Source organism: Janthinobacterium algoris (assembly GCF_051380935.1).
Taxonomy (GTDB): domain Bacteria; phylum Pseudomonadota; class Gammaproteobacteria; order Burkholderiales; family Burkholderiaceae_D; genus Janthinobacterium.
This window is the reverse complement of sequence record NZ_JBNYXZ010000006.1, coordinates 196456-222335: the sequence shown is the minus strand read 5'-3', so window position 1 is coordinate 222335 and position 25880 is coordinate 196456. Positions and strand designations below refer to the sequence as shown.

Genomic DNA, 25880 nt, shown 5'->3' with positions numbered 1-25880 from the left:
TTATTTGCCTTAAAGATAACTTATTTTTGTACCTTTGTGGAATTTTTTCTTTAATCGATAGTGCATTGAAGAATTAAATTTAGCTATCGCGGAGTTCAGGGTAAACAAATGCGCGTTGTCGGCATTCGATACCGTCCACGTCCTACAGTGATCGAAGTTCGCTAATTCAGGTATGTCATGCGGAGGACGAAGGCAGGACACATGACCCCCCGTCACCCATTGCCTGATCAACCATCCTTTGCCAGCGGCGTCCGGATGCGGTCTAATCATGGCTTCTTCCTTCAAGAGGTTGCCATGCTGCCCACTCCCGCCATCGCCGCGCTGCGCGAAAAATTTCCACTGATTACAGAATTGATGGCCTTGCAGCCCTTGAGCTGGTTCAATCCCGCCATCGCGCCGGCGGCCGAGGCCTTGAATGATGTGGGCTTGACGGCGGCCGACGTGGCGGACGCCAGTGCGCGCCTGGCGCGCTTTGCGCCATACCTGGCCAAGGCGTTTCCTGAAACGCAGGCCAGCGGCGGCGTCATCGAGTCGCCCGTCGTGCCGCTGCCAGGCATGCAGGCGGCGCTTGGCATGACGATCGGTCAGCTATGGCTCAAGCAAGATAGCCATTTGCCCATTTCCGGCTCGATCAAGGCGCGTGGCGGCATCTATGAAGTGCTGAAACACGCGGAAATGCTGGCGCTCGATGCCGGGCTGCTGAATGAGGGCGACGATTACAGCCTGCTGGCCAGCGACGCCGTGCGGGCATTCTTCGGCCAGTATGCGATCGCCGTCGGTTCCACAGGCAATCTGGGCTTGTCGATTGGCATCATGAGCGCGCGCCTGGGCTTTCGCGCCACCGTGCACATGTCGGCTGATGCGCGGCAATGGAAGAAGGATAAATTGCGCAGCCATGGCGTCACCGTGGTCGAGTACGCGACCGATTACAGCGTGGCCGTGGAAGCGGGGCGCAGGCAGGCGGAGAACGACCCTACCTGCCACTTCGTCGACGATGAAAACTCGCACGACCTGTTCCTCGGCTACGCGGTGGCGGGCCAGCGCCTGAAAGCCCAGTTCGATGCAAACGGCGTCGCGGTGGATGCGGATCACCCCTTGTTCGTGTACTTGCCGTGCGGCGTGGGCGGCGGCCCTGGCGGCGTGGCCTTTGGCTTGAAGCTGGCGTTTGGCGATTTCGTGCATTGCGTGTTTGTCGAGCCGACCCACTCGCCGTGCATGCTGCTGGGCGTGCACACGGGCTTGCATGATCGGATCAGCGTGCAGGAGATCGGCATCGACAACCTCACGGCCGCCGATGGCCTGGCTGTGGGACGCCCGTCCGGCTTCGTCGGGCGCGCCATGCAGCGGCTGATCGACGGCTACGCCACCGTCACGGATGAAGAACTGTACCGCTTGCTGGCGACGCTTGAGCAAACGCAAGGCTTGCGCCTGGAACCGTCCGCCGTGGCCGGTTTCGCGGGCATCCAGCCTGTGCTGGCCGCGCCGCAATATCAGCAGCACCTGGAAACGGCCACGCACCTGGTATGGGGCACGGGCGGCAGCATGGTGCCGCAAGAGGAAATGGCCGCCTACGTGGCGCGCGGCCGCGCGCTGCTGGCGGCCGGAGCCGCTTGATGCCGGCCGGTGCGCCGCGCAGTGCCACGCTCAGGGCCACGCTCACGGCCAGCCAGTTCGCCAACCTGCACACGTTTCTCGTGGCGGCGCGGCAGGGAAGCTTTGCGCTGGCCGCGCAGGAACTGGCGCTCACGCCCAGCGCCGTCAGCCACCGCATCGCGCGGCTGGAAGCGAGCCTGGACCTGCGCCTGTTCGAACGATTGACGCGGCAAGTAAAACTGACGCAAGACGGCGAACGCATCTTTGCCGCCCTGCAAATTGGCTGGGATGGCTTGCATGCGGCCATTGCCGGCGGCGATGCGCTGGCGGGCAGCGTCACCGTGCATGCGCGCCCCTCCATCGCCCAGTGCTGGCTGCTGCCGCGCTTGGCAGGGTTCGCTGCGCAGTATCCGGACTTGTCGCTTGACTTGCGCGTGGGCAATGATGCAGTCGACTTTCGCGCCGGCCAGGTCGACCTGGCCTTGCAGTATGGCGATGGCAGCTTTCCCGGCCTGGCGTCGCGCAAGCTGATGGATGAATGGCTGGCGCCTGTCTGCAGCCCCGCCTACGCGCGCGAACACGGCCTGTTTGAAATGCCACAAAACTTGTCAGGGGCGACCCTGTTGCACGACACCCTGGCCTGGCCCGCCTGCGCGCCCGACGCCGAATGGCGCTTGTGGCTGGATGCGCAGGCGCCAGCGGTGAACTTGCCCGCGCGCAGCCTGCGTTTCGACCGCGCCGACCTGTGCGCGCAGGCGGCCATCCACCATGCGGGCGTGGCCATGGGCCGGCGCCAGCTGGTACAGCCGTGGCTGGCCAGCGGCCAGCTGGTCTTGCCATTTGGCGGCTTTACCCTGGCCAGCCCGCAGGCGTATTACCTCGTGCACAGCGGGCGCGCCGCGCTGCCGGCGCGCGTGCAGGCGCTGCTGGACTGGCTGCTGGGGCAAGCACTTGATACACTGCACCCCTCATTGTAAACGCTAAACACGCACGAAAGAATTCCCATGCAGCCATCCCCATCGACCTCCACCGCGCCAGCGGAATTGCGCGCCACCGCGCTCGCCTGCCTGCTGGAACCGGACCCGGCCACCAAGGTGGCGCTGGTGGCAGCCATGGCCGAAGCGCCAATGGCGCTCGATGCGCTGGCGCCGCTGGCGCCATCCGGCCCCGTGCCGGGCCGTCCCGAGCGCCCGGAACTGGTGCCGCCGCGCCTGGTGGGGCGGCGTTCGATGATCACGCCGGAAGGGCGCGCCATGCTCGTGCATGCGCTCGCGCACATCGAATTCAATGCCATGAACCTGGCGCTGGACGCCCTGTGGCGCTTCCCGGACTTGCCGGCCGAGTACTACACGGACTGGCTGCGCGTGGCCAAAGAAGAAGCGACGCACTTTGCCATGCTGCAAGCACATCTGCAGGTGCTGGGTCACACGTACGGCGACTTCCCCGGCCACGACAGCCTGTGGGAAATGGTCGACAAGACGCGCGGCGACGTGCTGGCGCGCATGGCGCTGGTGCCACGCACCCTGGAAGCGCGGGGCCTGGACGCGATTCCGCCCCTGCGCGCCAAGCTGGCGCAGGCGGGCGACATGGCGGCGGCCGCCATCCTCGACATCATCCTGCGCGATGAAGTGGGGCATGTGGAAATCGGCAACCGCTGGTATGGCTACCTGTGCCAGCAGCGGGGCCTGGAATTGCGTGCCACCTATGCCGAACTGGCGCTGCGCTACGAAGCGCCCACCCTGCGCGGGCCGTTCAACCTGGAAGCGCGGCGTCGGGCGGGTTTTTCGGAGCTGGAACTGTCCGACTTGCCCGCCTGACGCTATCTATGGATGGGCCGTGATGCTGATGTGCCAGTGGCTCAGATGTCCTGCTTCGATATGCACCTTGATCGGCTTGAGCCAGGCGCCTGCGCCCGGAATCTTGTCGGTCGGCGCGGCGGAAAAACGCCCGTCGACGAGGGCCAGCTTGACGAAGCTGGGGCCGATGTAGATGATACGCGTGCTGGCCGGTGCCGCTTCCTGGGCCAGCATGGCCCGGTTCGCCGCGATCCACGCCAGCAGGGCTGCCAGTTTCGGCTTTTGCGCGGGGTTGGCCAGCACTTCCGCTTTCGCGTCGATGATCAATTGGTGGATGGCCGCGCCATTGTTTTGGCCGCCCAGCGCATCCGAGTAGCCGCCCGCGCCGTCCGCGTAGCGCAAGTCGATCTGCTGGCCGTCGCTGTGGCCGCGGTGGCCGAGGATGGAATCGCCCGCCGCCGTCTGCGTCACATGCTGGCCGCTGATGTCGTCGAAACGGTACGCCTTGCCCGCCAGCCAGGCGATGGCCAGGCGCGTGGCCCATGAATCGCCGCCCGCGTCGCGCGTGCCGTAGCGCCGCGCCGCCAGCGCCGCCTCGTTGTTGGCCAGGTACAGGGGAATGTAGGCCGTGCTTCCCTTGAACTCCACTTGCCCCCCTTCGGCCGGGTCGGAGCTGGCATCGGTGTTGTCGATGCGGCCCTTCAGGCGCAGCGTGACGACGGCCTTCTTGTCGAGTTTTGCGCCGGCAAAGGCGGGCAGCACCAGGCTGGGGATTGTTACCTTGCCGGCGCTCTTGGTATTGGTCTGGGACAATAAATTCTCCGTGCTGAAGGCGGGATTGCCGCCGCCGGAAGAAACGCCGATGTTCACTTCCGTTATCGTCGCGGCCGCCGGCGTGTAGTGCAATTCCAGCGGCACGGTGTGGGTGGCCGTGGCCGCGCCTTGCGACACGGACACATACGGCCCCGCCAGATTGCCCGTCAGCTTGATTGGCTGCAGTACGGGCTGGGCAGCCTTGTTGGGCGAGAGGAATGTTGCCTGCGTCACCTTCAAACCCTTGCACACGAGACTTAGCTCCACCTTCGTGACGGTGGCCAGGGCGCTGTCGCCGATATTCGTGGCACTGACATTGCCGCTCAGGGTCAAAGCCCCCTCCTTGGTTTGCTTGCTGACGTCGACGCATTCTGTCCTGACGATGGTGCCCTGCGTGAAGTGCGTCTGGTTGACGGCGCCCGTGGCGGCCAGGTTGACCCCGGGCAAACCGGTCACGGCGTACGACCAGGTATCGTTGTACTGGCTTTGCGCCGTCGTGTAGACGGGGTACTCGGCCGTGCTGACGGTGATTTTCACGCCCACGTTTTTCGTGCCCTTGGGCACCGTGAAGGCGACGGGCGAGGTGATGGTCTGGTTTTGCGCGGCCGCCGTGGCCGTAAATGTCTTGCTGCCCTCGTCAGCCTGCGGCGTGACGTCGCCCGTGCCACGGGAGCTGGCGGGCACCGCGCGCGCGGGCGGACCGGCGCCATCCTGCGTGACACTGCCCGCCACATAGCGCTGCGTCGGGGTGGTGCGCTGGACCAGGCCGGATTCGTACGGATACACGATGCCGACGCTGACGGTGCTGCTGTTGGCGAAGACGACGGCGCTGACGCTGACCACGTTCGGATGGACCAGGTCGTTCAAGGTCAGCTGGTAGGTGTCGGGCAGCACGCCATCGAAGTGGAAGGCGCCCGTGGCGTCGACCACGGCCACCTGGCGCTGGTGGCTGTTGTAGCCAGCCAATAACATCTTCTTGCCGGCCAGCCCCGTGGCATTGCCGCCTGCCGGCGTGCGCAGCTGGCCTTGCAGGGAGGTGGAGGATTTGACGACGATCAAGGCATAGCTGGCCGTGAATTCACCATCCTGCGAGACGAAATTGAGGGTCAGGTCGTAGCTGCCGTTGGGCAAGGATGCCAGCAATTGCTGCATGGCCGTGGCGCTGATGCCGAAGGTGCCGCTGGCGGCATCGAAAACCCAATACTGCTTGAGGCTGACGGCCGCGCCGTCCGGCCTGGACAGCAAGCCGTCGCTGTCGTCCTGCAAGGCCATGGGGGCGGCGCCCACCAGGCGAAATGCCAGGGCGCCCGGCTGCAGGCGGTTGTTCGGCCCCAGCCCCGTGATGGCCAGCACGGGTGCCGTGGCGGGCAAGTTGCCATCGTCGTCCGGCTCCACATAGGTTTCCACGCTCGTGGGCAGGGCCGTCTGGATCAGCAGGTTCAGGGTGGTGACGCTGCTGCCCTTGCTGAGGGAAAACTGTGCGTGCTGGTAGACGCCCGTGTCGCCGGGCGTGGAAAAACGCAGGCTGCCGTCCTGCAGCAGCACGTCCGTGACGGCGCCGCTGACTTTGACGCTGTCGGCGCCGTCCGCAAAACCCAGCTCGGCCAGCGACAGCGTCACCACTTGCGCGGGCAGCACGGGATCGAGTTCGATGCTGGCGTTGGCGCTGAAGGTCCACGCCAGGGCCGTGCTCTGGAAGGCGATGTTGCGTTCGATGCGCACGATGATGGTGTCGTCGGGCGTGACGGTGGCGCCCGCGTCGATGCTGCCGGCCAGCACATTGCCATCGATAATGGTGCTGCCTTCCGGCGCGCTGGTCAGCACGGCTTGTACATTGCTGGCCGCCGCGCGGCCGTTGTTGCGGATGTGCACGAGGTAGGTGTAGTCCCAGGCAGTGCGGCTGACGCGCTGTTCGGCCACTTTTTCCAGCTGCGTCACTTCGAAGTCTCCAGCGGCCTGGACGGTGGCGCTGGTAGTCGCCGCGGCGGCCAGCATGACTTTCGGTGCGGGCGGCTGCGTGGGATCGCCGGGCCCACCGCAGGCGCACAGGCCCAGCGCCAGGGCCGTGGCCAGCGCGGTGGCGGCCAGCTGGCGCCGGCGCCGGCACGCGACGGCCAGCACGCCTGCCAGCAGCAGCCAGGGCGTGGAAGGCAAGGCGACGGCGGCCGGCTGCGTGCTGCCCGCCTCGAGCTCGATGAAGGAGACGGGGTCGAGGATGGAAAACGGCTGCGCGCCGGGGCTGCCCGCGCCCAGGTAATCGAAGGTGATGGAAAAGCCCGTGGCCGTGGCGCCGGGGACGATGCCGCCCGCCAGCGCCAGCGCGTCGAGGTAACCGCTGGCGGGAATGGCGGGATCAGGCTGCACCAGCAGCACGTCCCAGCCCGGCGCCGTGGAGACGTCGTGAAGGTTGGCGTACTGGCCCACGCTGAAGAACAGCGTGAATTCCTCGATGGGCACGGCCAGGGTGGTATTGCTGACGGTATAGTCGTAGCGCCACTGCGTGCCACCCAGCGATGTTGCCGTGTAGCCGATGCTGCTGCTGTGCGCGACAGACATCGCGCATAGCAGCAGCGCCAGCAGCGCCTGTTTAATAAAGCTCATGATCGTTCCCCCGTTGACTGGCGCCAAGCGTGCCCAGGCAAGAGGTGAAGCAGGAAGCGTTCCCGCATAAATTGTGCCGCAAAAACAAGGGCTTGTCTGATACGGACCGGCGCCGGTGTCAAATCTGCCGACACGGGTCTTTAGCGATGAGCGCTGTCAGCGTTGTCCTACCCATCTTGTCGAAACTGTCTGATTGTATGCCTTGCGGAAACACGCGATGATCGTGTTCATGCTGTAACAGCCAACCAGTCCGACGGAGTATGCGATGCCCAAGCCAGACCAGTCCATTCACGTGAACAAGCCGTTTCTGCTGATCTGCCTGTTTACCTTCTCGACCCTGGCTGCCACGGTGATGACTGCGGGCGAGGCGCAGACGGGCGATGCCGCGCCGTCGCCTGTGGCGCGCGAAGCTGGCCACGGCGCCTTGCCGGTCTGCGGCAGCGATGCCCTCACACTGTCGGCACGTTGCCAGCCTGGGCGCCAAGCTTGACTTGAACGGCCCCTTGCAGCCGCTTCTTCCGGCGCTAGCGCCGGCAGCTTGCACGATGTTGTCTTCTCTTGCGCCTCGGAATCGACTTGCTCGAACGCCTGCAGGGCCAGCGCGGCTAGCAAGGTGCCCGATCAGGTGCGCAACTCCTTCGCCGTGTATCTTCGCCCGTCACTTCGCGCATGCGCTGCAGCGCGCGGGCAGATCCACGTCCGTCCCGGCGTGGGGAATGGCCAGCGCCTTGATGTGCATCAAGGTGGCGGCATCGGGCAGGAGCTGGCCATCCGCGTCGCGGTAGCGGAACTTGCCGGGCTGGCCCAGGCGGGCGATGCCGTTCTGGTGGTCGCCCGTGTAGCGCAGGCCGGCGGCGCGCGCCGTGGTGGTGGCTATTTCCATGGTGATTGCCTACCTTGCCCGCCGCACACCCGGCGCGCCGTTATGCTAAGGTGCGCATTCGTAACGCCGTGCGCGGCAGACAGGAGCAGCAGATGTTTGGCAGAAAAAAGAATCTGGAAGAAGACCACGCCGCCCAGGCCGACAAGCAGTATGAAAAGAAATACACGGAAGACAGCTTCTGGGACAAGGTCGTCAAGTTCGCCAAGACCGCGGGACGCGAAGTCATCGAGAAAGCCTTGTGGCTGTATTACGCGGCGCAGCAGCCACATACCCCGCTGTGGGCCAAGACGGCCATTTACGGCGCGCTCGGCTATTTCATTTCGCCCATCGATGCGATTCCCGACATCACGCCCGTGGTCGGCTATGCGGATGACCTGGCCGTGCTGGCGGCAGCCGTCGCCACGGTTGCCACCTACATCACGGCCGAGGTCAAGGAACGCGCCGCCGACAAGCTGCGCGGCTGGTTCGGCGCCTAGGTGCCGGGAACGGGCTGGCCCTTCACCGCATTGCGGTAGCGGGCGCTGGCCTCGGCCTTCTTGACCGCCTCGCTGGCGATGTTCTGTGCCTTGATGCGGGCTTTTTCACTCTTGCTGCGCTGCTGCGCCACGTCCTTGTTGCCGATGCGGTTCGTCATGCTGGTCTCCTCGTTGAGTGTCAAGTTTGACCAGCACAGCATACGTTCTTGCCCGGGTGCCACCGTGCGCCCGCTCACACAAGCGGCATGCCTACCGGGCTTGCGCGCCGCTGCCCCCATGAGCCAGCAGGCGCAGCACGACTTCTTTCTGGAATGAACGAAACTCCTTGTCGGCGCTGACGTTGGCGAAGGCCAGCACGGCGGTCCTGCTGGCGCGGTCGACGCAGACGACGGAGGCGGCGCCCGGGTCGCCGCCGCTGTGCGTGGCCAGCGGCTTGCCGTCGACGTCGCGCAGCAGCCAGACCAGGGCCTGGCGCACGGACGCATCGGCAGGCGCGACGGCGGCGGCTTGCGGGGAAAAAAACAATTGCAGGGTGGCATCTTGCAGGTAGCGGTGGCCATCGACCCGGCCGCTATTGCTGAAGATAGCCAGGAAACGGGCAAAGTCATGCGCCGAGCTGCGCAGCAGGCCGGCGGGCCAGTCGGGATAGCCGACGGGCGGCAGCACTTGCAGGCCCGGTTCCTTGTGCGCATACGGTTGGGCGACGACTGCGCGCCGGGGCAAGCCGGCCAGGTTCCAGGCCGTGCTGTCCATGCCCAGCGGTTCGAACAGGTGCTCGTGCGCGTAGGCGTCCAGGCCATCGGGGTTCAAACGGCCCACCAGATAACCGAGCAGGGCGATGCCCACATTACTGTAGCGCCATTCCGTGCCTGGCCGGGCGGCAAACGACAGGTCCGCGTCATACCAGGCGCCGCCGCGCGACAGATAACCCTTGACGAAGTCGCGCAGGGGCAGACGCGGATCGCCCTGCACCGCAAACGCCGCGGTCTTGTCGTACACGGCATCGGAAATGCCCGAGGTGTGGCTGAGCAAATGGCGAAAGGTGATGGGCACATCGGGAAACTTCGGATGCATGAGCGGGAAGTCCAGATAGGCCGCCACCTTGTCGTCTAGCTGGAAGGCACCCTGTTCCAGCAGCATCATGACGGCCGTGGCCGTGACGAGCTTGCTGACGGAGGCGACATGAAACACCGTGTTGGCATCGGCCTTCTTGCCGGCCTGGATGTCGGCCCAGCCATAACCGCGCGCGAAGATGGTTTGCTCGCCGCGCACCACGGCCACGCTCATGCCCGGCGTTTCCGTGCGGGCCAGGCCATCGCGCATGAAGCCGTCAAATGCCGTTTCCCACGCCAGCTTGGCCGGATCGGTGGCGCAGCCCGTTTGCAGCAGGGCCAGTGAGACGCCCAGTCCCAGCACGCTTCTTCGTTTCATTGATTCTCTCTTTGCTGTTTTTAACGATCTTAACAATATTTCCGCCCGTCATAGGGGCGATTGACAAAACATTGCTTTACAGCAGTGACAAAGGGGCAGAGCGGTGTTTATTTACGCCAGTAGCGTTACAGCAGGGTGTGACCGTTTTTTAAGCCTTGTTTGTAAGCCTAGCCCTCAACCTTGTACAGCGACACACTGTCGTTCTGCGCCTGCATCTCGCGCACTTCGATGGGGTCGTGCGTGGAGCGCAAGCGGGGCAGGCTGTGCGGGTAGTGGGTGGTGATGAAGGCCAGCATCTGCTCGCGCACGATGCAGCGCAGCTCGAAGGCCGTACCCGAATCTATCGCACTGATCAGAAAGCGCACGCGCACGGCCCGCTCGTTCGAATCCGTCGCTTGCACGGTGCAGACCCGGCCATCCCATTGTGTGGCGGACGCGCAGATGCGCGTCAATTCCGCGCGCAGCGGCTCGATCGGGATACTGAAATCGAGCCACAGAAAGACCGTGCCCAGGATGTCCGAGGAGGTATGCGTCCAGTTCTCGAACGGATTTTCGATGAACCATTGCAGCGGCACGATCAAACGGCGTTCATCCCACACGCGCACGACCACATACGTGCCCTTGATTTCCTCGACCGTGCCCCATTCGCCATTGACGATCAGCACGTCGTCGATGCGGATGGGTTGAGAGAACGCAATTTGCAGCCCCGCAATGAAATTGCCGAGCACGGGGCGGGCGGCGATACCGGCCACCAGGCCCGCCACGCCGGCCGAAGCCAGCAGGCTGGCGCCGATCTGCCGCGCGCCGGGCAAGGTCAGCAGCACGAAGGACAGGCCCAGGATGACGACGATGGCGTGCGCGCTGCGCGTCAGCACGCGGGCCTGGGTAATCCTGCGCCGCGCGCGCAAGTTGTCGGCCGCATCGACGGGATTGATCTGGGAAATCGTGATGCTGAGCGACTCGATGCATTGCATGGCCAGCCAGGTCAGCGCGATGATCAGCGCCACGCTGGTGAGATGCGACATGGCGACCAGGCCCGGCGTGTCGTCGGGCGCGCCGGCCAGCACCACGCGCAAGCCGAAGACGATCATGCACAGCTGGCTGGCGCGGAAGGCCACGCGCGCGACATTACTGGTGAACGGGTGGCCATTGGCCAGTTTTTTCAGCAAGCCGATGCCGGCCCGGTGCACGACGATGGCGACCAGGGTGACGAGCAGCGCGGAAACGAGCACGGTCAGCGCCGAGCGCAGCGGGCCTCCCATCAGCGAGTGGAACGTGCTGAGATCCATAGGCGAAAACTCCTTGAAATGGGTGAGATGGAGATCGGAAGCGGCTATTTTACGGGCAGATGACGTCGCGGGGGCGTGCGTTGCCGAACGGATAAGACCTGCCTCCAGGTGGATACTGGCAGAAATTGCTGCGCTGCGCCATGCCACGTTGACGTTTCACTACGGAAAGCAAACGCGCGTCGCCGCATGGAAAACATAGTCATACTTGCCATGCTTTTTGTTTTTGCAAAGGAAAACGATGATAGTACGATCACTCCGAATGTCCTTGCGCTTTATCCTGCCGCTGGCCCTGGTGCTGGGACTGTTTGCATATATTGTGGTACCCCTGCTCGACAATATCACCCTGCGCTGGTATGTGCGCGACCTCGACAGCCGCGCAGAATTGCTCGCCGGAACCCTCCGACCATCGCTCATCGAATACCTGCCCGCGCAAGATGCCAGCCGCATCGGCGAACTGTTCCAGGGCGCCACGCGCGACGAACGCCTGATCGCCATCGGCTTTTGCGACAATGCGGGCCACCTCGTCTACCAGTCCGCGCAATACCCGGCCTCTATCGGCTGTTGGAGCACGCCGCCCACGGGCGGCCTGTACAAATCCCTGGCGCAATTGCCGCAAGGGCAAGTCCACATCAGCGAAACGCCTGTCATGCAGGATGCGTCCCAGCTGGGACGCCTGGTACTGGTGCAGGACATGAGCTTTGTCGAGCGCCGCAATACCGATACCAAGCGTTTCATCTTTGCCTTCCTGGCCGTGCTGGCCGTGCTGATTTCCATGATGACCGTCTTCGTGGCCCACCTGAGCTGGCGCGGCTGGCTGTCGGCTGTGAAGGATATCTTGCGGGGCGAGTTGCTGCCGAAAAGTAATGGCGCAGTGGCCGCCGCCACGGCGCCCGCCGCCGCGCCCGCGCCGCCGCCGGAAATGCAGCCGCTGATCGGCGACTTGCGCGAATTGCTGCAGGAATACCATCTGGAACGCCAGGGCGATAACGGCTGGTCGTCCGACTGGACGCCGGACAAGCTGCGCGCCTTGCTGGAAGCGGACTTGCAAGGCGACCAGGTACTGGTGGTATCGAACCGCGAACCGTATATCCACACCAAAACCGAAGATGGGATAGCGGTGCAGCGCCCGGCCAGCGGCCTGGTAACGGCCGTGGAAGCGGTGATGCGCGCCTGTTCCGGCACCTGGATCGCGCATGGCGCCGGTTCCGCCGACCGCGAGACGGTGGATAAATTCGACCACGTGCCCGTGCCGCCCGACAATCCCAGCTATACCTTGCGCCGCGTGTGGCTGACGGAAGAGGAAGAGCAGGGCTATTACTATGGTTTTGCTAACGAAGGCATGTGGCCGCTGTGCCATATCGCCCACGTGCGCCCCGTGTTTCGCTCGTCCGACTGGGAGCAGTACGTCAAGGTCAACCGCCGCTTCGCCGAAGCCGTGATTGCCGAGGCGAAGACGGACAATCCCGTCGTGCTGGTACAGGATTATCACTTCGCCTTGCTGCCGCGCATGGTGCGCGAAGCCTTGCCGAAGGCGACCATCATCACTTTCTGGCATATTCCCTGGCCAAACTCTGAATCGTTCGGCATTTGCCCCTGGCGCGAGGAAATCCTCGACGGCTTGCTGGGCAGCACGATTCTTGGCTTCCACACGCCATTCCACCGCAAGAATTTCCTGGAAACGGTGGATCGCTACCTGGAAACCCGCATTGAGCCGGAAGCGTCGACCATTTCCTATGGCGGCGAGATGACGCAGGTGGAGGATTATCCGATTTCCATCGCCTGGCCGGACGACAATCCCGACCAGCCGGACGTGGCCACTTGCCGTGCGCAAATCCGTGCCGAACTGGGCGTGGCACCCGGCCACTTGCTGGGCATCGGCGTGGACCGCCTCGATTACACGAAAGGCATCGTCGAACGCTTCCAGGCCGTCGAGCGCATGCTGGAACAGCAGCCCGGCATGGTAGGCAATTTTACGTTTGTGCAAATCGCCGCCCCCAGCCGCGCTTCACTCGATGAATATCAAAGTTTCGATGCGCGCGTGCGCAAGATGGTCGAGCGCATCAACCGCCGCTTCGGCGGCGGCGATTACGTGCCCATCCTGCTGAAGGCCGAGCACCATGGACAGGACGACTTGCAGCGCTATTTCCGCGCTTCCGAGGTGTGCATGGTGACGAGCTTGCATGACGGCATGAACTTGGTGGCCAAGGAATTCATTGCCGCGCGCGACGACGAGATGGGTGTACTTGTTCTAAGTCAATTCACGGGCGCCGCGCGGGAACTACATGAAGCGCTGATCATCAATCCTTACCACATCGAGCAGGGTGCCGATGCGCTGTACCGTGGCTTGGTGATGCCGCCCGTGGAACAGCGCGAGCGCATGAAGAGCATGCGGGCACGTGTGAAACATTTCAATGTCTACCGCTGGGCCGGGCGCATGCTGCTGGACGCGGCCCGCTTGCGCCAGCGCGACAAGGTCATGACCAAGATCGACGCCCACAGCCGCATCAAGCGGCGCAAGGGAATTTGATGATGGAGATGTCTGACGATAGCGCAGCCCTGTTGCAGCTGCTGAGCATGCCCGGCAGCGCCGTCTTCCTCGACTTCGACGGCACCCTGGTCGACCTGGCACCCACGCCCGATGGCGTGCGCCTGGAGCCGGGCATGGTCGAAGCGCTGGCGCTGCTGTCCGAGCGCCATGGCGGCGCGCTGGCCCTCATTTCCGGGCGTCCCGTGGCGCAGATCGATGCCATGCTGGCGCCCTTGGTCTTGCCGGTGGCGGGCGTGCATGGCGTGGAGCGGCGCGGCGCCGATGGCGCGCTGCATGTGGCGGCTACGCCTGACGTGTCGCCCGCGCTGGCCCGCGCCCGGGCACTGGCGGCGATGTACCCCGGTTTGCTGGTGGAACAGAAGCGGGGCGCCGTAGCCCTGCATTACCGGCTGGCGCCTGAACTCGAGCAGCTGTGCGTGCAGGAAATGAGCGATGCTGTGCAAGCGTGCCCCGGGGTGTTGCTGTTGCATGGCAAAATGGTTCTGGAAGCCAAACCGGCCGCCACGGACAAGGGAGGCGCCATCGCCGCCTTCCTGCGCGAAACCCCGTTTTCCGGGCGCCGGCCCGTGTTCGCGGGCGACGACACCACAGATGAGGCAGGCTTTGCCTTTGTACAACAAGTTGGCGGGCAGGGCGTGAAAGTGGGCAGCGGCCCCAGCGCCGCCACCCTGCGCCTGGCCAGCCCGGGCGCCTTGCGCGCCACGCTGCTGGCCGCGTCCGTATTCGCTTTCAAGGAGTAGCCTATGACGACCCTTTACGATACCCCCAGCGGCGCCCATGCGCCGCAAGCCAGCCCGCCTTCCGCGCAAGCGTCCCTGAACTGCGGCGTGGTGGGCAATTGCGCCTTCAGCGCGCTGATCGACCAGGCGGGCCAGGTCGTCTGGTCGTGCCTGCCCCGCTTCGACGGCGATCCCGTCTTCAACCGCCTGCTCGACGAGACGGAAAACGGCAGCGTGTGGGCCATCGACATTGAAAACTTTGCGCGCAGCGAGCAATGTTACGAGCCGAACACGGCCGTGCTGCGCACGCGCCTGTATGACACCGAGGGGCGCGGCGTGGAAATCACGGATTTCGCGCCCCGATTCCTCAGCCGCGACCGCATGTTTCGCCCGCTGATGCTGATCCGCCGCGTGCGTCCGCTCGACCACGCCGTGCGCATCCGGGTGCGCCTGCGTCCCCGCTATGACTGGGGCAAGCTGGCGCCGCAGATCACGCAGGGCAGCCACCACATCCGCTATGTAGGACCGGAGCAGACCTTGCGCCTGAACACGGATGTATCGCTCAACTATGTATTGAGTGAAACGTATTTCGTGCTGGGCGGCACGGCCAACTTCCTGCTGGGCCCCGATGAAACCTTGGCCGGCGGCATTGAGGAGACGGCGCGCATCTTTGAAAAGGAAACCATCAATTACTGGCGCACCTACACGCGCCGCCTGGCCGTGCCGCTGGAATGGCAGGACGTGGTCATCCGCGCTGCCATCACCTTAAAACTGTCTTTATATGAAGACACGGGCGCCATCATCGCCGCCATGACCACCAGCATCCCGGAAGCGCCGGGCAGCAGCCGCAACTGGGATTACCGCTATTGCTGGCTGCGCGACGCGTTCTTTGTCGTGCGCGCGCTGAACAGCCTGTCCGAAGTGGGCACGATGGAAGAGTATTTGCGCTGGCTGACGAATATCGTGGCCCGCTCGAAGGGCGGCCACATCCAGCCCCTGTACGGCATCGGCCTGGAAGAACAGTTGCCCGAATCCACGCTAGCCCACTTGCCCGGCTACCGGGGCAACGGCCCCGTGCGTGTTGGGAACCAGGCGCAGGAACATTTCCAGCACGATGTGTACGGCAACATCGTCCTGGGTGCGGCGCAAGCTTTTCTTGATCACCGCTTGTTCCACCGGGCCGGCAAGGCCGAGTTTGCCGCGCTGGAAGCCGTGGGTGACCAGGCATTCCGGCTGCATGCGGAGCCGGACGCGGGCATGTGGGAGTTGCGCACGCGGGCGCGCGTCCACACCTCGTCCATGCTGATGAGCTGGGCCGCTTGCGACCGCCTGGCGAAAGTTGCGCATAAGCTGGGCTTGCCGGACCGGGCCGAGCACTGGAACAGCCGCGCCGTGCTGATCCGCGAACGGCTGCTGCGCGAAGCGTGGAGCGAGGAACGCCAGGCATTCGCGGAAAGCCTGGGCGGGCGCGACCTGGACGCCTCCGTCTTGCTGATGGCGGAAGTCAATTTCATCGACCCCATGGACCCCCGTTTCATCGCCACCGTCGATGCGCTGGAAGCGTCGCTGTGTGACGGCCCCTACATGCGCCGCTACGAGGCGCCCGACGACTTCGGCAAGCCGGAAACAGCCTTCAATATCTGCACCTTCTGGCGCATCGACGCCCTGGCCCGTATCGGCAGGAAGGATGAAGCGCGCAAGATCTTCGAAACGATGCTGCTGGCGCGCAACCACCTGGGTTTGCTGTCGGAAGACACGCATCCCGTGACGGGCGAAATGTGGGGCAACTTTCCGCAGACCTACTCGATGGTGGGCTTGATCAATTGCGCGGTCAGGTTGTCGGCGCCTTGGGATAGTGCTATTTAAGTGTGGGCCTGGATCGCGGGTCTGAGAAAATACCCATGGCTGCGTTGCTTGGGCTTGCCGTACATTCGTACTGTCTGCGCCCGCGCGCCAGGGTCTGCCCATTCGCTGGGCATTTTTCAGGCCCGCTGGGCCCGTGGAGCCCGGGTTGAGGGTTCGGGCCCTGGTTTGCTTTTCCATCGTTTAGATATCAAGTCAAAGTCTTGGGTAAAGCCGGCTCGCCCCGCCCATACAACCTGCACTCCGCCGCCAGCGCCAGCAAATTCGGGTCGCGCTCGCGGCTGCTCAGCATCAGCAGGGTGATTTGCTGGTGCGAGCCGTAGCGCGCGTCCAGCGGCAGCAGTTCGATGCGCGAGCTGAAGGCGCGCACCCTGCCGGGCAGCAGGCTGTAGCCGAGGCCGCCGCTGACCAGGTTGATCAGTGAGAAGATATCGCCCACGCGCATGGCTGTGTCGGGCACGAATCCCGCCAGTTCAAATGCATGGTTGAAGCTTTGCGAGGTGACAAAGCCTTCGTTGAGCGTGACGAATTTGTCATCGCGCAGTTGCCGCAAGTCCACCGATGCGGCCCCCGCATAGGGCGAGGCTAGCGGCGCGGCCAGGTAGACGTCGTCCTGGAACAGCGGCACCGCCACCAGTCCGGCATGTCGTTCTTCCTCCTGCACGCCGACGATGATGGCGTCCAGGCGGCCGTCAGCCAGGCTTTGCAGCAGTTCGCGGTTCGAGCCCAGGGTCAGGTCGATGTCGAGACCGGGCCGGCGCAGCTTCAGGGCGATTACCAGTTGCGGGATGCAGTGCAAGGTCAAGGAATATAGCGAACCGATCTTCAGCCGCACGGGGTTGATGCCCGACATTTCGCGCACCTTGCGCACGCCTTCCTCGCATTCGGCCAGCGCGCGCCGCGCCGATTCGGCAAAGGTGTAGGCCGCATGCAGCGGGATCAGGCTGCGTCCCTCGCGCTTGAACAGGGGGCAGCGCAAGCCGTCTTCCAGCGAGTGCAGGGCGCGGTGCACGCTGACGGTGCTTTGGCCCAACGCATCGGCGACCCTCGCCAGCTTGTTCAATTCCATAAAGCTGAGAAAAACTTCCAGCTTTTTCAGGGTAATTTCTTCATTGATAGCCATGATCACCGTGATTATCGTGAGTTCATTCACTTCAGAGTAATGAATATGGTAGCAGCTTGATTGTCGCGGCGCCGTTTTCGTTCTATCGTTAGGCTTCGATAGCTCATCCGGAGGCATGATGTCAACCGCCACAGCAGCGCCAGCGCAGCGGCAGAAACAATGGGACACGCGGCGCACCGAGAAACGCCGCCGCCTCGACGCCGTGCGCCATTACGCGAACGGTCCCGTGCTGCAACAGGGCGACATGGTCGCCGTGCTCGAAACCTTGCTCGCGCCGGGCGACCGCGTTGTTCTCGAAGGCAATAATCAGAAGCAGGCCGATTTCCTTGCCCGCATGTTGACCCAGGTCAATCCTGACAAGATCAACCATCTGCACTTGATCATGCCCAGCGTCAGCCTGCCTGAACACCTGGACCTGTTCGAACGGGGCATCGCCCGCAAGCTCGATTTTTCGTTTGCCGGCACGCAAAGCCTGCGCATCGCCCAGTTCCTGCAGGATGGCTTGCTTGAAGTGGGGGCCATCCATACGTATATCGAGCTGTATGCGCGCCTGTTCGTCGACCTGACGCCGAACGTCGTCATGGTGGCCGGCTACATGGCAGACCGCCAGGGCAATCTGTACACTGGCCCCAGCACCGAAGACACGCCCACGCTGGTGGAATCGGCGGCTTTCCGCGACGGCATCGTCATCGCCCAGGTGAACCAGATCGTCGATGATGTCAGCGACTTGCCCAGGGTCGACGTGCCCGGCTCGTGGATCGATTTCGTGGTGCAGTCCGACAAGCCCTTTTTCATTGAGCCATTATTTACCCGCGACCCGCGCGTGATCAAGCCCGTGCACGTGCTGATGGCCATGATGGCGATCCGCGGCGTGTATGAAAAACACCAGGTGCAGTCGCTCAATCACGGCATCGGCTTCAATACGGCCGCCATCGAGCTGATTTTGCCCACGTATGGCGAGCAACTGGGTTTGAAGGGCAAGATTTGCCGCAACTGGGTGCTCAATCCCCATCCGACCCTGATACCGGCCATCGAGACTGGCTGGGTCGAGAGCGTGCATTGCTTCGGCGCGGAGCTGGGCATGGAAGGCTATGCGGCCGCGCGGCCCGACGTGTTTTTCACGGGTAGGGATGGCTCGATGCGCTCGAACCGCGCCCTGTGCCAACTGGCCGGCCAGTACGCGGTCGACCTGTTCATCGGCGCCACCCTGCAGATGGATGGCCTGGGCAATTCCTCGACCGTGACGAACGGCCGCCTGGCCGGCTTTGGCGGCGCGCCCAACATGGGCCACGATCCGCACGGCCGGCGCCACCCGACACCCGCCTGGCTGGACCTGATCGAGACGGACGATCCTCTCGCGCGCGGCAAGAAGCTGGTGGTGCAAATGGTCGAAACGTTCCAGGATGGCGGCCAGCCGACGATTGTCGAATCGCTCGATGCCGTGGCCGTGGGCCAGGCCAGCGGCATGCCGCTGGCGCCCGTGATGATTTATGGCGACGACGTCACCCACGTGCTGACGGAGGAGGGCATCGCCTATCTGTACAAGGCCCGTTCGCTCGACGAGCGCAAGGCCATGCTGGCGGCGGTCGCCGGCGTGACGCCCATCGGCCTGCGCCACGACCCGAAAACCACGGCCAAATTGCGCGCCGACGGTTTGATCGCGCTGCCCGAGGATATCGGCGTGCAGCGCGGTGCCGCCAGCCGCTCGCTGCTAGCCGCGAAAAGCATCGCCGACCTGGTCGAATGGTCCGACGGCCTGTATCAACCCCCCGCCAAGTTCAGGAGCTGGTAGTGACGACGATGACGATGACGACGATGATGATGACTAGCGCCATGCCGGTGCGGCAGCGCTGCTCCGCGCTGGCGCGGCAAGTGCTGCAGGCGCTGCTCGATGAAGTGACTCTGACGCCGAAACCGGGCCTGGTCGATTTGCGCAGCCGTGGCGCCCACGCGGACTTGAACTGGGCCTTGATGTGCCATTCCGCGTGCGCGCTGCAGCCGGTGTTTGCCGCCATGGCGCAAGCGGGTTGGGACGGTAACGATGACGACGATGACGACGGCCTGCGCCAGCGCATTGGCGCCATCGGCCGCGATGGCGAGGTGCTGATGCTGGCGGCCACGGGCGGCGTGAACACGCACCGGGGCGCCATCTGGGCGCTGGGCCTGCTGGTGACGGCGGCGGCGCAACAGGGCGCGCGCGGCGCGTCGCTGGCGCCAAAAGCCGTGGCGGCGCGGGCCGGTGCGCTGGCGCGTTTGCACGATCGCAGCGCGCCTGGCGAGACGGGCAACAAGGGCGAGCTGGCCTGCCGCCGGTATCGGGTCGAAGGCGCGCGCGGCCAGGCCCGCGCCGGATTTCCCCTGGTGACCGGTGTGGGACTGGTTCAACTGCACGCCTCGCGGGCACGCGGCGACAATGAAACGACGGCGCGCCTGAATGCCTTGCTGGCGATTATCAGCCAGCTGGACGATACCTGCGTGCTGTCGCGCGGCGGCGAGGCGGCCCTGCAGGCGCTGCAAACGGGGGCTGCCCAGGTGCTGGCCGCCGGCGGCGCGGCCACTGCCGCCGGGTCGCAGGCGCTGCTGGCGCTGGAAGCGGTGGCGCTGGCGCGCGGCGTGTCGCCGGGCGGCGCGGCGGACCTGCTGGCGGCCACCCTGTTCCTGGATCGATTGACAGAAGGAGAAACGCATGGAAACGCGTGACTATACATTCCCGGCCGGGCAGCCGGCGGCAGGGCGCGCCCTGGCCGGCGTGGTCGGTTCGGGCGACCTGGAAGTGCTGCTGCAGCCCGGCGACGATGGCGTGACCCGCATCATGGTCAACACCTCCGTCGACGGCAAGGGCGCTGTCTGGGATGCGCTCCTGCAGCGCGTATTCGGCGGCGAGCCGCTGCCGGCGGCCAGCATCGTCATCAACGATTGCGGCGCCACGCCGGGCGTGGTGCGCATGCGCATCGAGCAAGCCTACGAAGAATTACAAGCGGGGAGGGCGGCGTGAGCACATTACAAGAACTGCTGGAGCGCGACAGTTTCATCGAACGGGGGGCGCGCAGCCGGGCGCGGGCCTTGCTGGATGCGGGCAGCATGCGCGAACTGCTCGATCCGTTTTGCGGCATCGCTTCGCCCTGGCTGCCACAACAGGGCGTGACGGCGCAGTTTGATGACGGCGTGGTGGTGGCCAAGGGATTGTTCGACGGCCAGCCGGCCGTGGTGCTGGCCATCGAAGGCGCCTACCAGGGGGGCAGCATGGGCGAAGTGGGCGGCGCAAAAATCGCCGGCGCGCTGGAACTGGCGGCGCGCGACAACCGCCAGGGCGTGCCGACGCGCGCCGTGATCGTGTTCGAAACGGGCGGCGTGCGCCTGCAGGAAGCCAACCTGGGCCTCGCGGCGATTGCCGATATCCATGCGGCCATCGTCGACCTGCGCCGCTACCAGCCTGTCATCGGCATCACGGCCGGCACCGTCGGCTGCTACGGCGGCATGTCGATCGCGGCTGGCCTGTGCAGCTACCTGGTGGTCACGCGCGAGGCGCGCCTGGGCCTGAATGGTCCGGCCGTGATCGAGCAGGAGGCTGGCGTGGACGAATTCGACTCGCGCAACAAACCGTTCATCTGGAGCCTGACGGGCGGCGAGCAGCGCTTTCACAGTGGCCTGGCCGACGCCTATGTGGCAGACGATACGGCGCAGATGCGCGCCACCGTGGCCGAATTGTTCCGGCGCGGCCTGCCGGCGCAGCACCGCAGCAGCCAGGCAGACGTCTTCCTGGCCCGCCTGGCGGAAGTGGACGCCGGCCCGCAAGCCACGGCAGGCGCCGTGCGTGCCAGCTACAGCAAAGGAGTCGCAGCATGAACGCCATCACCGATACCAGCCGAGGCGCCATCTGGCTGGCGGCCCTGACCGACAGCACTGCACCGCTGGACGGCTATCCCGCTTCCGTGCGCGTGGTGGACGCGCCGCTGGCGGGCGAGCCGGCGCGTTACCTGGCCGTGCTGCCCGACCCGGACAACCGTTTTGTGCGGGCGCGCACGGGTGAAATCGGCCTGGTCGAAGCGTGGCGGCTGGCGCGCGCCGTGCAGCAGGTAGTTTTGGAGGACCACGAGTTGGCCGTCAAACGGCCCATCGTCGCCGTCATCGACGTGGCCAGCCAGGCCTACGGCCGGCGCGAAGAAGCGTACGGCATCCACCAGGCGCTGGCCGGCGCGGCGGGAGCCTATGCCGAGGCGCGTCTGGCCGGCCATCCCGTGATCGGCCTGATCGTCGGCAAGGCCATGTCGGGCGCCTTTCTTGCGCACGGCTACCAGGCCAACCGCCTGATCGCGCTCGATGATCCGCAAGTGATGGTGCACGCGATGGGTAAGGCGTCGGCGGCGCGCATCACCTTGCGCACGGTGGAGGCACTGGAAGCGCTGGCAGAGACCATCGCGCCCATGGCCTACGACATCCGCAACTACGCCACCCTGGGGTTGTTGTGGCAAACCTTGCAGGTGGCGCAGCCGGACGCGCCGTCAGAGCTTGATCTGGCGCAGGTGCAGGATAGCCTGCAGGCGGCGCTGGCCGACATCCGCGCCGACCCAGGGCACGATCTTTCCAGCCGCCTGGGTGCGCCGCACCGCCGGGCCTCGGGCAGGGTCAGGGAGATACTAGGGCAGCAGTGGTAGGGAGCAGATGCACCAATAGAGTAGACATCAAGTCATTCCATTCCTATGCAGGAGACACATCATGATCATTGAGGGAACCGCACTGCTGGCGTTATGCCATTCGCTCAAGGTGGGTACGTCTCATACGGGCCTGGGCTGTACGCCGGGAAGCTCTTTGCCGTTCTTTGCCGTCAAGGCGGTGGCGGCCTGATGCCGGATTTCCGCGCGCATGATTTGCTGTGGGCGTCCGGTCTGCCGGAAGATAGTCCCATGCCCGCCTGGCTTGACGCGGCCTGGCTGCAGGCGGCGCCGCTGGTGGTGCGGCGCGCCAGCTGCGTGTCCGGACGCATCCCCGTGGGCTTGCGCGGCATGCTGCGCAGCGAGCGGTATGCGTGCGAAGTGGAGGCAGCCGCCGTCTTGCGCCGGGTGACGCCGGAAATGTTGGCGCGGTTGGCGCGGCTGGCGCGCGCGCCGGAGCCTGGTGTTTCCTGTACTGCGCTCGATGCGCTGCGGCAGGTGGCGCCCTTGCTCGACGCCACAGGCTGGGCCTGGGGACCGACGGGCGGCGTGGGCTTCGCGCTGGCCAGCGGCTTGCCCGTGCTGCGCGCCGACAGCGACCTCGATCTCGTGCTGCGCATCGCCGCGCCACCGGACGCCGCCCAGGCCGACGCGCTGCGCGCCATTGCGGCAAGTGTCACGGCGTGCCGTCTGGACTTGCAGATCGACACGGGCATTGGCGGCTTTGCGTATGCCGAGTGGGCGGCGGGGCGTGCGAAGATTCTGCTCAAGACGGATCATGGCCCAGTGTTGACGGCCGCGCCATGGGAGCTTGTATGAGCGTGGTATTTACCTTTCCGGGCCAGGGCGCCCAGTATCCGGGCATGCTGCATGCGCTGCCGGACGATGCGGCCGTGGCGGCGGCCCTGGCTGAAGCGGCGGGCGTGCTGGGCCAAGATCCGCTGGCACTGGACACGGCTTGTGCGCTGGCCTCGACTGGGGCCGTGCAACTGTGTCTGCTGATCGCCGGCGTGGCGATGGCGCGCTCGCTCGCCGCGCGCGGCGCGACACCCGACATGGTGGCCGGCTTTTCCATCGGCGAGTATGCGGCGGCCGTCGTGGCCGGGGCGCTCGATTATGCGGATGCCCTGCGTCTGGTGGCGCGGCGCGGGCAACTGATGGAACAGGCGTACCCGGTCGGCTACGGCATGGCGGCCATCATCGGGCTTGATCAGGCGCAACTGGAGCCATTGCTGGCCCAGGTGCATGGCGCCGCAACGCCTGTGTATATCGCCAACCTGAATGCGCGGCGCCAGATTGCCATTGCCGGCAGCGAGCCCGCTCTGCAAGCGGTGATGGCGCTGGCCCTGGCGCACGGCGCCAGCAAGGCGCGGCGCCTGGCCATCAGCGTGCCGTCGCACTGCCCGCTGCTGGACGCCGCCGCGCTGGACTTGCGCGCCGCCTTCGACGGCGTGGCCGTGCGCCGCCCGTCGCTCGTCTACCTGAGCAGCAGCGCGGCGCGCGCGCTGTTCGACCCGGCCCGCATCCGCGACAGCCTGGCCGCCAACATGGCGCAGCGCGTGCAGTGGACCGCTACCTCGCGCCTGGCGTGGGAGCGGGGTGCCCGGCTGGCGCTAGAAATGCCGCCCGGCAGCGTCCTGACGCGCTTGACGGCGCCTGACTTCACGGATGGCGTGGCCGTCTGCTGCGATGGCAACCGGGGCGACAGCTTGCTGGCGCTGGTGCAGCGCGAGCGGGGTGACACCGTGCCTTAAAGCCTGGCACTCAATCCAAGCTGGAAGCCCCGGCCTGGCAATGGCGCAATGTACTTCAGTGGGGAATTGTGCGGCCTGGCATCGTCATCAAGAAGGTTGGTGCCGCTGATGAACACTTCGATACCTGCAAACGGCGAATTTGGCACCTGGAGTTCGCGGCTCACCTGGAAGTTCACCATGTTGTATCCATCGAGCGGCACTTCCTCGCTGACGCTTTTCCCCAGGTACTTCTGCTTGTCGTAATAGGTGCTGGAAACCCTGGCCTTCCACCCCTTGTTCTCCCACAGCAGATTCGCGCCGTAGCGATTGGTTGGCATGTTGGGCAGATACTCGCCGTCGTTGTGCGCGCGCAGCTTGTCCGGATTGTCCGCCTTGTTCTTGACCAAGTCGGCAAATGCTGAGATGTTCAGCTTGCCGTAGCCGCCCAGCTGAATGACCTGGGATACGTCGATCTCGAATCCCTTGACCGTCGTATCGGTCTGCTTCCAATACTTCAATGGCAGGCGATTTGCCGTCTGCATCCCCGAGTGGCCAAGGTAGAGATAGTTCTCGTACTTCATGACGTAGCCGGTTGCCGACATGGTAAAGCCGCGATTGCCGAACAGGGCGGTGAGTTCGGTATTCCTCGCGCGCTCGGCCTTCAAATTCTGGTTTCCTTCTTCCTGGGCCAGGATCGAATAGTGCCGATTGCTCGCATACAACTCATTGACATCGGGTGCTCTTTCCGAGGATGCATAGCGCATTTTTGCACCGAAAAGCTGGCCAAATTTGGCCGAGGCGCCCAGGCTATAGCTGTTCAGGCTGAACGCCCTGTCCTCGAGTTTGGAATTGCTCGCATTTCTCGACGTCTTGAATCCGCTCTTGCGGATCTCGTGGTCCACTTTTTCATGGCGAAAGCCGGCATCGAAGGTGGCCCAGTCGAAGTCGAGGCTCTCCTTCACGAACAGCGCGCGGCTAGCTGTGCTCGCATCGGGAAGGTAAAGTTGCGACCCGGTACCGGCGATATCCCTGGCTTTATGGCTCAAACCAAGCAAGCCGCTCAATGCCCCCGCGCGCCGATGCGCGAGCAGGATCTCGGCTTGATTGGTGTCAAACCGGTAGTCATTCGCTCTGGTGGAGCCAAGACGTTCTCCCGACGCATTGTTCAAGCGCGAAACGCGCAATTGCACGCTTTCAACGTAGGCCGCAGGGGCGAGCAGATTGGCTTCCAGCGCATATTTATCCTGCTTGATCACCACACCGATGGGCAGCCCCTCGTCATGATTCGCGCCGAACGACTTGTTTTCCATGGAAAATCCAGGGATGCCATACTCGCTTTCCTTGGAATCGAGACTAACGGCCACGTAGCCACGATCAAAAAAGTAGGTCGTGCCGACGGCAAGGTGGGAGTTGCTGGCATAGCTGTTGCCCAGGGTGCCGTGGTAATCGGGGGTCACGTCCTTGTTGATCTTGTTTTTGGTCATCGATGGCGTGCCCGGCACGTAAGCGGGGTTGGCCGGATTGACGTAGGTTTTGCGCTGCCAGACGGACGTCGGGCTATTGGTATAGAAGGAAAAATCACCGTCCGCCCAGTCCGGATTTTCTGTCATGAACTGGTCGATAAAGGGCTGCGAAGCCTTGTTGTAGACCTGTTGGATCCTCGCTTCTTTCTGGCAACTGTCGGCCAAAAAGGTATTCACGCCGCCCTGCAAGGGGAACAGCTGGCTGTTGCAAGCGCCGGCCTTGCTGTTTCCCGGAATATCGTAATGCCCGATTTTCTGGAATGACATCTGCAGATTGGTCGAGAAGTGCTGTTGATCGTTGAAGTTCATGCGCAAGCCCTGGGCGTTGGCATCGTTGAAGCCCTTGCGCAGTATAAATTCCAGGTCCTTTTCCCTGGCCTCCATTTTCCTGGAAATGATGCCGGAATCGACGTCGACGCTGCCGCCAATCGCATTGCCGCCGAAACGCACGCTATCCGACGATTTGTTCACGGTCACGCTGTGCACGAAGAGCGAATCGAAAGGGATGTTGATGTCACCGCTGAGCGCATTCATGCCGAGGATGGACTGGCCGTCTTCCAGGATTTGTACCCGGCTTCCGCTCAGGCTGCGTATCACCGGTGCGCCGGAATTCGGCCCGAAGGCGCTGCTTTGCACGCCCGAGACATGCTCGAGCATGCCGCCGAGCGTTCTGTTTTGGGCCTGCACATTCTCGACCAAAACGACGCTGTCGATGGTCGATGGCCGGTCTGCGCGGACTTTGATGGTTTGCAGGGTGATGTCGTCCGTTGCGTAAGCGAGTGGAGCAGTGGCCAGCATGGCAGCTGCGAATACGTGATAGTGCATAGGACTCTCTAA

23 protein-coding genes are annotated in these 25880 nt (G+C 64.4%); 16 read left to right on the top strand and 7 right to left on the bottom strand.

Annotated features, from left to right (window positions below; all coding sequences use genetic code 11):
* Positions 1 to 294 precede the first annotated feature (294 nt).
* Genes dsdA through ACQ4W7_RS11525 form a run of 3 tightly spaced genes read left to right on the top strand, consistent with a single transcriptional unit; the run spans position 295 to position 3410 of the window.
* Positions 295 to 1614 (top strand): D-serine ammonia-lyase, encoded by a 1320-nt coding sequence (gene dsdA / locus ACQ4W7_RS11535; protein WP_436530555.1) that lies wholly within the window; start codon positions 295 to 297, stop codon positions 1612 to 1614.
* Positions 1614 to 2570, top strand: a complete 957-nt coding sequence (dsdC, locus tag ACQ4W7_RS11530) for a DNA-binding transcriptional regulator DsdC (protein WP_436530553.1) — start codon at positions 1614 to 1616, stop codon at positions 2568 to 2570. Before dsdA ends, dsdC begins: the two co-directional genes overlap by 1 nt.
* A 27-nt stretch (positions 2571 to 2597) precedes the next feature.
* Positions 2598 to 3410: a ferritin-like domain-containing protein gene (locus tag ACQ4W7_RS11525; protein ID WP_436530551.1), complete on the top strand. Its 813-nt coding sequence runs from the start codon at positions 2598 to 2600 to the stop codon at positions 3408 to 3410.
* Between the two features lie 6 nt (positions 3411 to 3416).
* On the opposite strand, the gene ACQ4W7_RS11520 is transcribed toward ACQ4W7_RS11525, so the two are convergent.
* On the bottom strand, positions 3417 to 6803 hold the full coding sequence (locus ACQ4W7_RS11520; protein WP_436530549.1) for a hypothetical protein: 3387 nt from the start codon (positions 6801 to 6803) through the stop codon (positions 3417 to 3419).
* 265 nt (positions 6804 to 7068) lie between these two features.
* Between ACQ4W7_RS11520 and ACQ4W7_RS11515 the strand changes: the two genes are divergently transcribed.
* Positions 7069 to 7293, top strand: coding sequence for a hypothetical protein (locus ACQ4W7_RS11515; protein ID WP_426070890.1), 225 nt, complete (start codon positions 7069 to 7071; stop codon positions 7291 to 7293).
* Positions 7294 to 7461: 168 nt separating this feature from the next.
* Here the strand turns inward: ACQ4W7_RS11515 and ACQ4W7_RS11510 are convergent, their stop codons facing one another.
* Entirely contained in the window at positions 7462 to 7686 is a 225-nt protein-coding gene (locus tag ACQ4W7_RS11510) for a hypothetical protein (RefSeq protein ID WP_426070891.1), read from the bottom strand.
* Positions 7687 to 7778: 92 nt separating this feature from the next.
* Here ACQ4W7_RS11510 and ACQ4W7_RS11505 point away from each other — a divergent pair, with 92 nt between their 5' ends.
* A complete protein-coding gene (locus ACQ4W7_RS11505) occupies positions 7779 to 8162 on the top strand; it encodes a YkvA family protein (protein ID WP_426070892.1) in 384 nt (127 codons plus the stop codon).
* Here the strand turns inward: ACQ4W7_RS11505 and ACQ4W7_RS11500 are convergent.
* The 3 genes from ACQ4W7_RS11500 to ACQ4W7_RS11490 all read right to left on the bottom strand — a co-directional run bounded on the left by ACQ4W7_RS11500 (position 8159) and on the right by ACQ4W7_RS11490 (position 10882).
* Complete coding sequence (locus tag ACQ4W7_RS11500) at positions 8159 to 8320, bottom strand: hypothetical protein (RefSeq protein WP_426070893.1); 162 nt, start codon at positions 8318 to 8320, stop codon at positions 8159 to 8161. The genes ACQ4W7_RS11505 and ACQ4W7_RS11500 overlap by 4 nt on opposite strands.
* Before the next feature lie 91 nt (positions 8321 to 8411).
* Positions 8412 to 9593 (bottom strand): serine hydrolase domain-containing protein, encoded by a 1182-nt coding sequence (locus tag ACQ4W7_RS11495; RefSeq protein WP_426070894.1) that lies wholly within the window; start codon positions 9591 to 9593, stop codon positions 8412 to 8414.
* A gap of 167 nt (positions 9594 to 9760) precedes the next feature.
* Complete coding sequence (locus ACQ4W7_RS11490; protein ID WP_426070895.1) at positions 9761 to 10882, bottom strand: mechanosensitive ion channel family protein; 1122 nt, start codon at positions 10880 to 10882, stop codon at positions 9761 to 9763.
* Between the two features lie 259 nt (positions 10883 to 11141).
* Here ACQ4W7_RS11490 and ACQ4W7_RS11485 point away from each other — a divergent pair, with 259 nt between their 5' ends.
* Genes ACQ4W7_RS11485 through ACQ4W7_RS11475 form a run of 3 tightly spaced genes read left to right on the top strand, consistent with a single transcriptional unit; the run spans position 11142 to position 16015 of the window.
* Complete coding sequence (locus tag ACQ4W7_RS11485; RefSeq protein WP_426070896.1) at positions 11142 to 13409, top strand: alpha,alpha-trehalose-phosphate synthase (UDP-forming); 2268 nt, start codon at positions 11142 to 11144, stop codon at positions 13407 to 13409.
* Positions 13409 to 14170 carry a trehalose-phosphatase gene (gene otsB / locus ACQ4W7_RS11480; protein ID WP_426070897.1) on the top strand — a complete coding sequence of 254 codons (762 nt, stop codon included), beginning with the start codon at positions 13409 to 13411 and terminating at the stop codon, positions 14168 to 14170. The genes ACQ4W7_RS11485 and otsB overlap by 1 nt, the downstream gene beginning before the upstream one ends.
* A 3-nt stretch (positions 14171 to 14173) precedes the next feature.
* A complete protein-coding gene (locus ACQ4W7_RS11475) occupies positions 14174 to 16015 on the top strand; it encodes a glycoside hydrolase family 15 protein (protein WP_426070898.1) in 1842 nt (613 codons plus the stop codon).
* A gap of 187 nt (positions 16016 to 16202) precedes the next feature.
* On the opposite strand, the gene ACQ4W7_RS11470 is transcribed toward ACQ4W7_RS11475, so the two are convergent.
* Positions 16203 to 17135, bottom strand: a complete 933-nt coding sequence (locus ACQ4W7_RS11470; protein WP_426070899.1) for a LysR family transcriptional regulator — start codon at positions 17133 to 17135, stop codon at positions 16203 to 16205.
* Between the two features lie 115 nt (positions 17136 to 17250).
* Here ACQ4W7_RS11470 and mdcA point away from each other — a divergent pair, with 115 nt between their 5' ends.
* From mdcA to mdcH, 8 genes are all read left to right on the top strand, one after another.
* A complete protein-coding gene (gene mdcA / locus ACQ4W7_RS11465; protein WP_436530544.1) occupies positions 17251 to 18927 on the top strand; it encodes a malonate decarboxylase subunit alpha in 1677 nt (558 codons plus the stop codon).
* A gap of 8 nt (positions 18928 to 18935) precedes the next feature.
* Entirely contained in the window at positions 18936 to 19835 is a 900-nt protein-coding gene (locus ACQ4W7_RS11460) for a triphosphoribosyl-dephospho-CoA synthase (protein WP_426071360.1), read from the top strand.
* Positions 19822 to 20130, top strand: coding sequence for a malonate decarboxylase subunit delta (locus ACQ4W7_RS11455; RefSeq protein ID WP_426070901.1), 309 nt, complete (start codon positions 19822 to 19824; stop codon positions 20128 to 20130). Before ACQ4W7_RS11460 ends, ACQ4W7_RS11455 begins: the two co-directional genes overlap by 14 nt.
* Positions 20127 to 20981 carry a biotin-independent malonate decarboxylase subunit beta gene (locus ACQ4W7_RS11450; protein WP_426070902.1) on the top strand — a complete coding sequence of 285 codons (855 nt, stop codon included), beginning with the start codon at positions 20127 to 20129 and terminating at the stop codon, positions 20979 to 20981. The genes ACQ4W7_RS11455 and ACQ4W7_RS11450 overlap by 4 nt, the downstream gene beginning before the upstream one ends.
* A complete protein-coding gene (gene mdcE, locus ACQ4W7_RS11445) occupies positions 20978 to 21790 on the top strand; it encodes a biotin-independent malonate decarboxylase subunit gamma (protein ID WP_436530541.1) in 813 nt (270 codons plus the stop codon). Before ACQ4W7_RS11450 ends, mdcE begins: the two co-directional genes overlap by 4 nt.
* A 61-nt stretch (positions 21791 to 21851) precedes the next feature.
* Positions 21852 to 21980: a hypothetical protein gene (locus ACQ4W7_RS11440; RefSeq protein WP_436530539.1), complete on the top strand. Its 129-nt coding sequence runs from the start codon at positions 21852 to 21854 to the stop codon at positions 21978 to 21980.
* Entirely contained in the window at positions 21980 to 22606 is a 627-nt protein-coding gene (locus ACQ4W7_RS11435; protein WP_426070905.1) for a malonate decarboxylase holo-ACP synthase, read from the top strand. The genes ACQ4W7_RS11440 and ACQ4W7_RS11435 overlap by 1 nt, the downstream gene beginning before the upstream one ends.
* Positions 22603 to 23541 (top strand): malonate decarboxylase subunit epsilon, encoded by a 939-nt coding sequence (gene mdcH / locus ACQ4W7_RS11430; protein WP_436530537.1) that lies wholly within the window; start codon positions 22603 to 22605, stop codon positions 23539 to 23541. Before ACQ4W7_RS11435 ends, mdcH begins: the two co-directional genes overlap by 4 nt.
* Here the strand turns inward: mdcH and ACQ4W7_RS11425 are convergent.
* Positions 23538 to 25868, bottom strand: coding sequence for a TonB-dependent receptor (locus ACQ4W7_RS11425; RefSeq protein ID WP_436530535.1), 2331 nt, complete (start codon positions 25866 to 25868; stop codon positions 23538 to 23540). The genes mdcH and ACQ4W7_RS11425 overlap by 4 nt on opposite strands.
* Positions 25869 to 25880: the final 12 nt, after the last annotated feature.

Bases quoted from the DNA above. Each gene is read 5' to 3' on its own strand.
- ACQ4W7_RS11515 (WP_426070890.1), top strand. From the start codon at position 7,069: ATGCCCAAGCCAGACCAGTCCATTCACGTGAACAAGCCGTTTCTGCTG.
- dsdA (WP_436530555.1), top strand. From the start codon at position 295: ATGCTGCCCACTCCCGCCATCGCCGCGCTGCGCGAAAAATTTCCACTG.
- ACQ4W7_RS11460 (WP_426071360.1), top strand. From the start codon at position 18,936: ATGACGATGACGACGATGATGATGACTAGCGCCATGCCGGTGCGGCAG.
- ACQ4W7_RS11435 (WP_426070905.1), top strand. From the start codon at position 21,980: ATGCCGGATTTCCGCGCGCATGATTTGCTGTGGGCGTCCGGTCTGCCG.
- ACQ4W7_RS11525 (WP_436530551.1), top strand. From the start codon at position 2,598: ATGCAGCCATCCCCATCGACCTCCACCGCGCCAGCGGAATTGCGCGCC.
- ACQ4W7_RS11520 (WP_436530549.1), bottom strand. From the start codon at position 6,803: ATGAGCTTTATTAAACAGGCGCTGCTGGCGCTGCTGCTATGCGCGATG.
- ACQ4W7_RS11505 (WP_426070892.1), top strand. From the start codon at position 7,779: ATGTTTGGCAGAAAAAAGAATCTGGAAGAAGACCACGCCGCCCAGGCC.
- dsdC (WP_436530553.1), top strand. From the start codon at position 1,614: ATGCCGGCCGGTGCGCCGCGCAGTGCCACGCTCAGGGCCACGCTCACG.
- ACQ4W7_RS11470 (WP_426070899.1), bottom strand. From the start codon at position 17,135: ATGGCTATCAATGAAGAAATTACCCTGAAAAAGCTGGAAGTTTTTCTC.
- ACQ4W7_RS11485 (WP_426070896.1), top strand. From the start codon at position 11,142: ATGTCCTTGCGCTTTATCCTGCCGCTGGCCCTGGTGCTGGGACTGTTT.
- ACQ4W7_RS11440 (WP_436530539.1), top strand. From the start codon at position 21,852: ATGATCATTGAGGGAACCGCACTGCTGGCGTTATGCCATTCGCTCAAG.
- ACQ4W7_RS11425 (WP_436530535.1), bottom strand. From the start codon at position 25,868: ATGCACTATCACGTATTCGCAGCTGCCATGCTGGCCACTGCTCCACTC.
- mdcH (WP_436530537.1), top strand. From the start codon at position 22,603: ATGAGCGTGGTATTTACCTTTCCGGGCCAGGGCGCCCAGTATCCGGGC.
- ACQ4W7_RS11500 (WP_426070893.1), bottom strand. From the start codon at position 8,320: ATGACGAACCGCATCGGCAACAAGGACGTGGCGCAGCAGCGCAGCAAG.
- ACQ4W7_RS11495 (WP_426070894.1), bottom strand. From the start codon at position 9,593: ATGAAACGAAGAAGCGTGCTGGGACTGGGCGTCTCACTGGCCCTGCTG.
- mdcE (WP_436530541.1), top strand. From the start codon at position 20,978: ATGAACGCCATCACCGATACCAGCCGAGGCGCCATCTGGCTGGCGGCC.
- otsB (WP_426070897.1), top strand. From the start codon at position 13,409: ATGATGGAGATGTCTGACGATAGCGCAGCCCTGTTGCAGCTGCTGAGC.
- ACQ4W7_RS11490 (WP_426070895.1), bottom strand. From the start codon at position 10,882: ATGGATCTCAGCACGTTCCACTCGCTGATGGGAGGCCCGCTGCGCTCG.
- mdcA (WP_436530544.1), top strand. From the start codon at position 17,251: ATGATGTCAACCGCCACAGCAGCGCCAGCGCAGCGGCAGAAACAATGG.
- ACQ4W7_RS11510 (WP_426070891.1), bottom strand. From the start codon at position 7,686: ATGGAAATAGCCACCACCACGGCGCGCGCCGCCGGCCTGCGCTACACG.
- ACQ4W7_RS11475 (WP_426070898.1), top strand. From the start codon at position 14,174: ATGACGACCCTTTACGATACCCCCAGCGGCGCCCATGCGCCGCAAGCC.
- ACQ4W7_RS11455 (WP_426070901.1), top strand. From the start codon at position 19,822: ATGGAAACGCGTGACTATACATTCCCGGCCGGGCAGCCGGCGGCAGGG.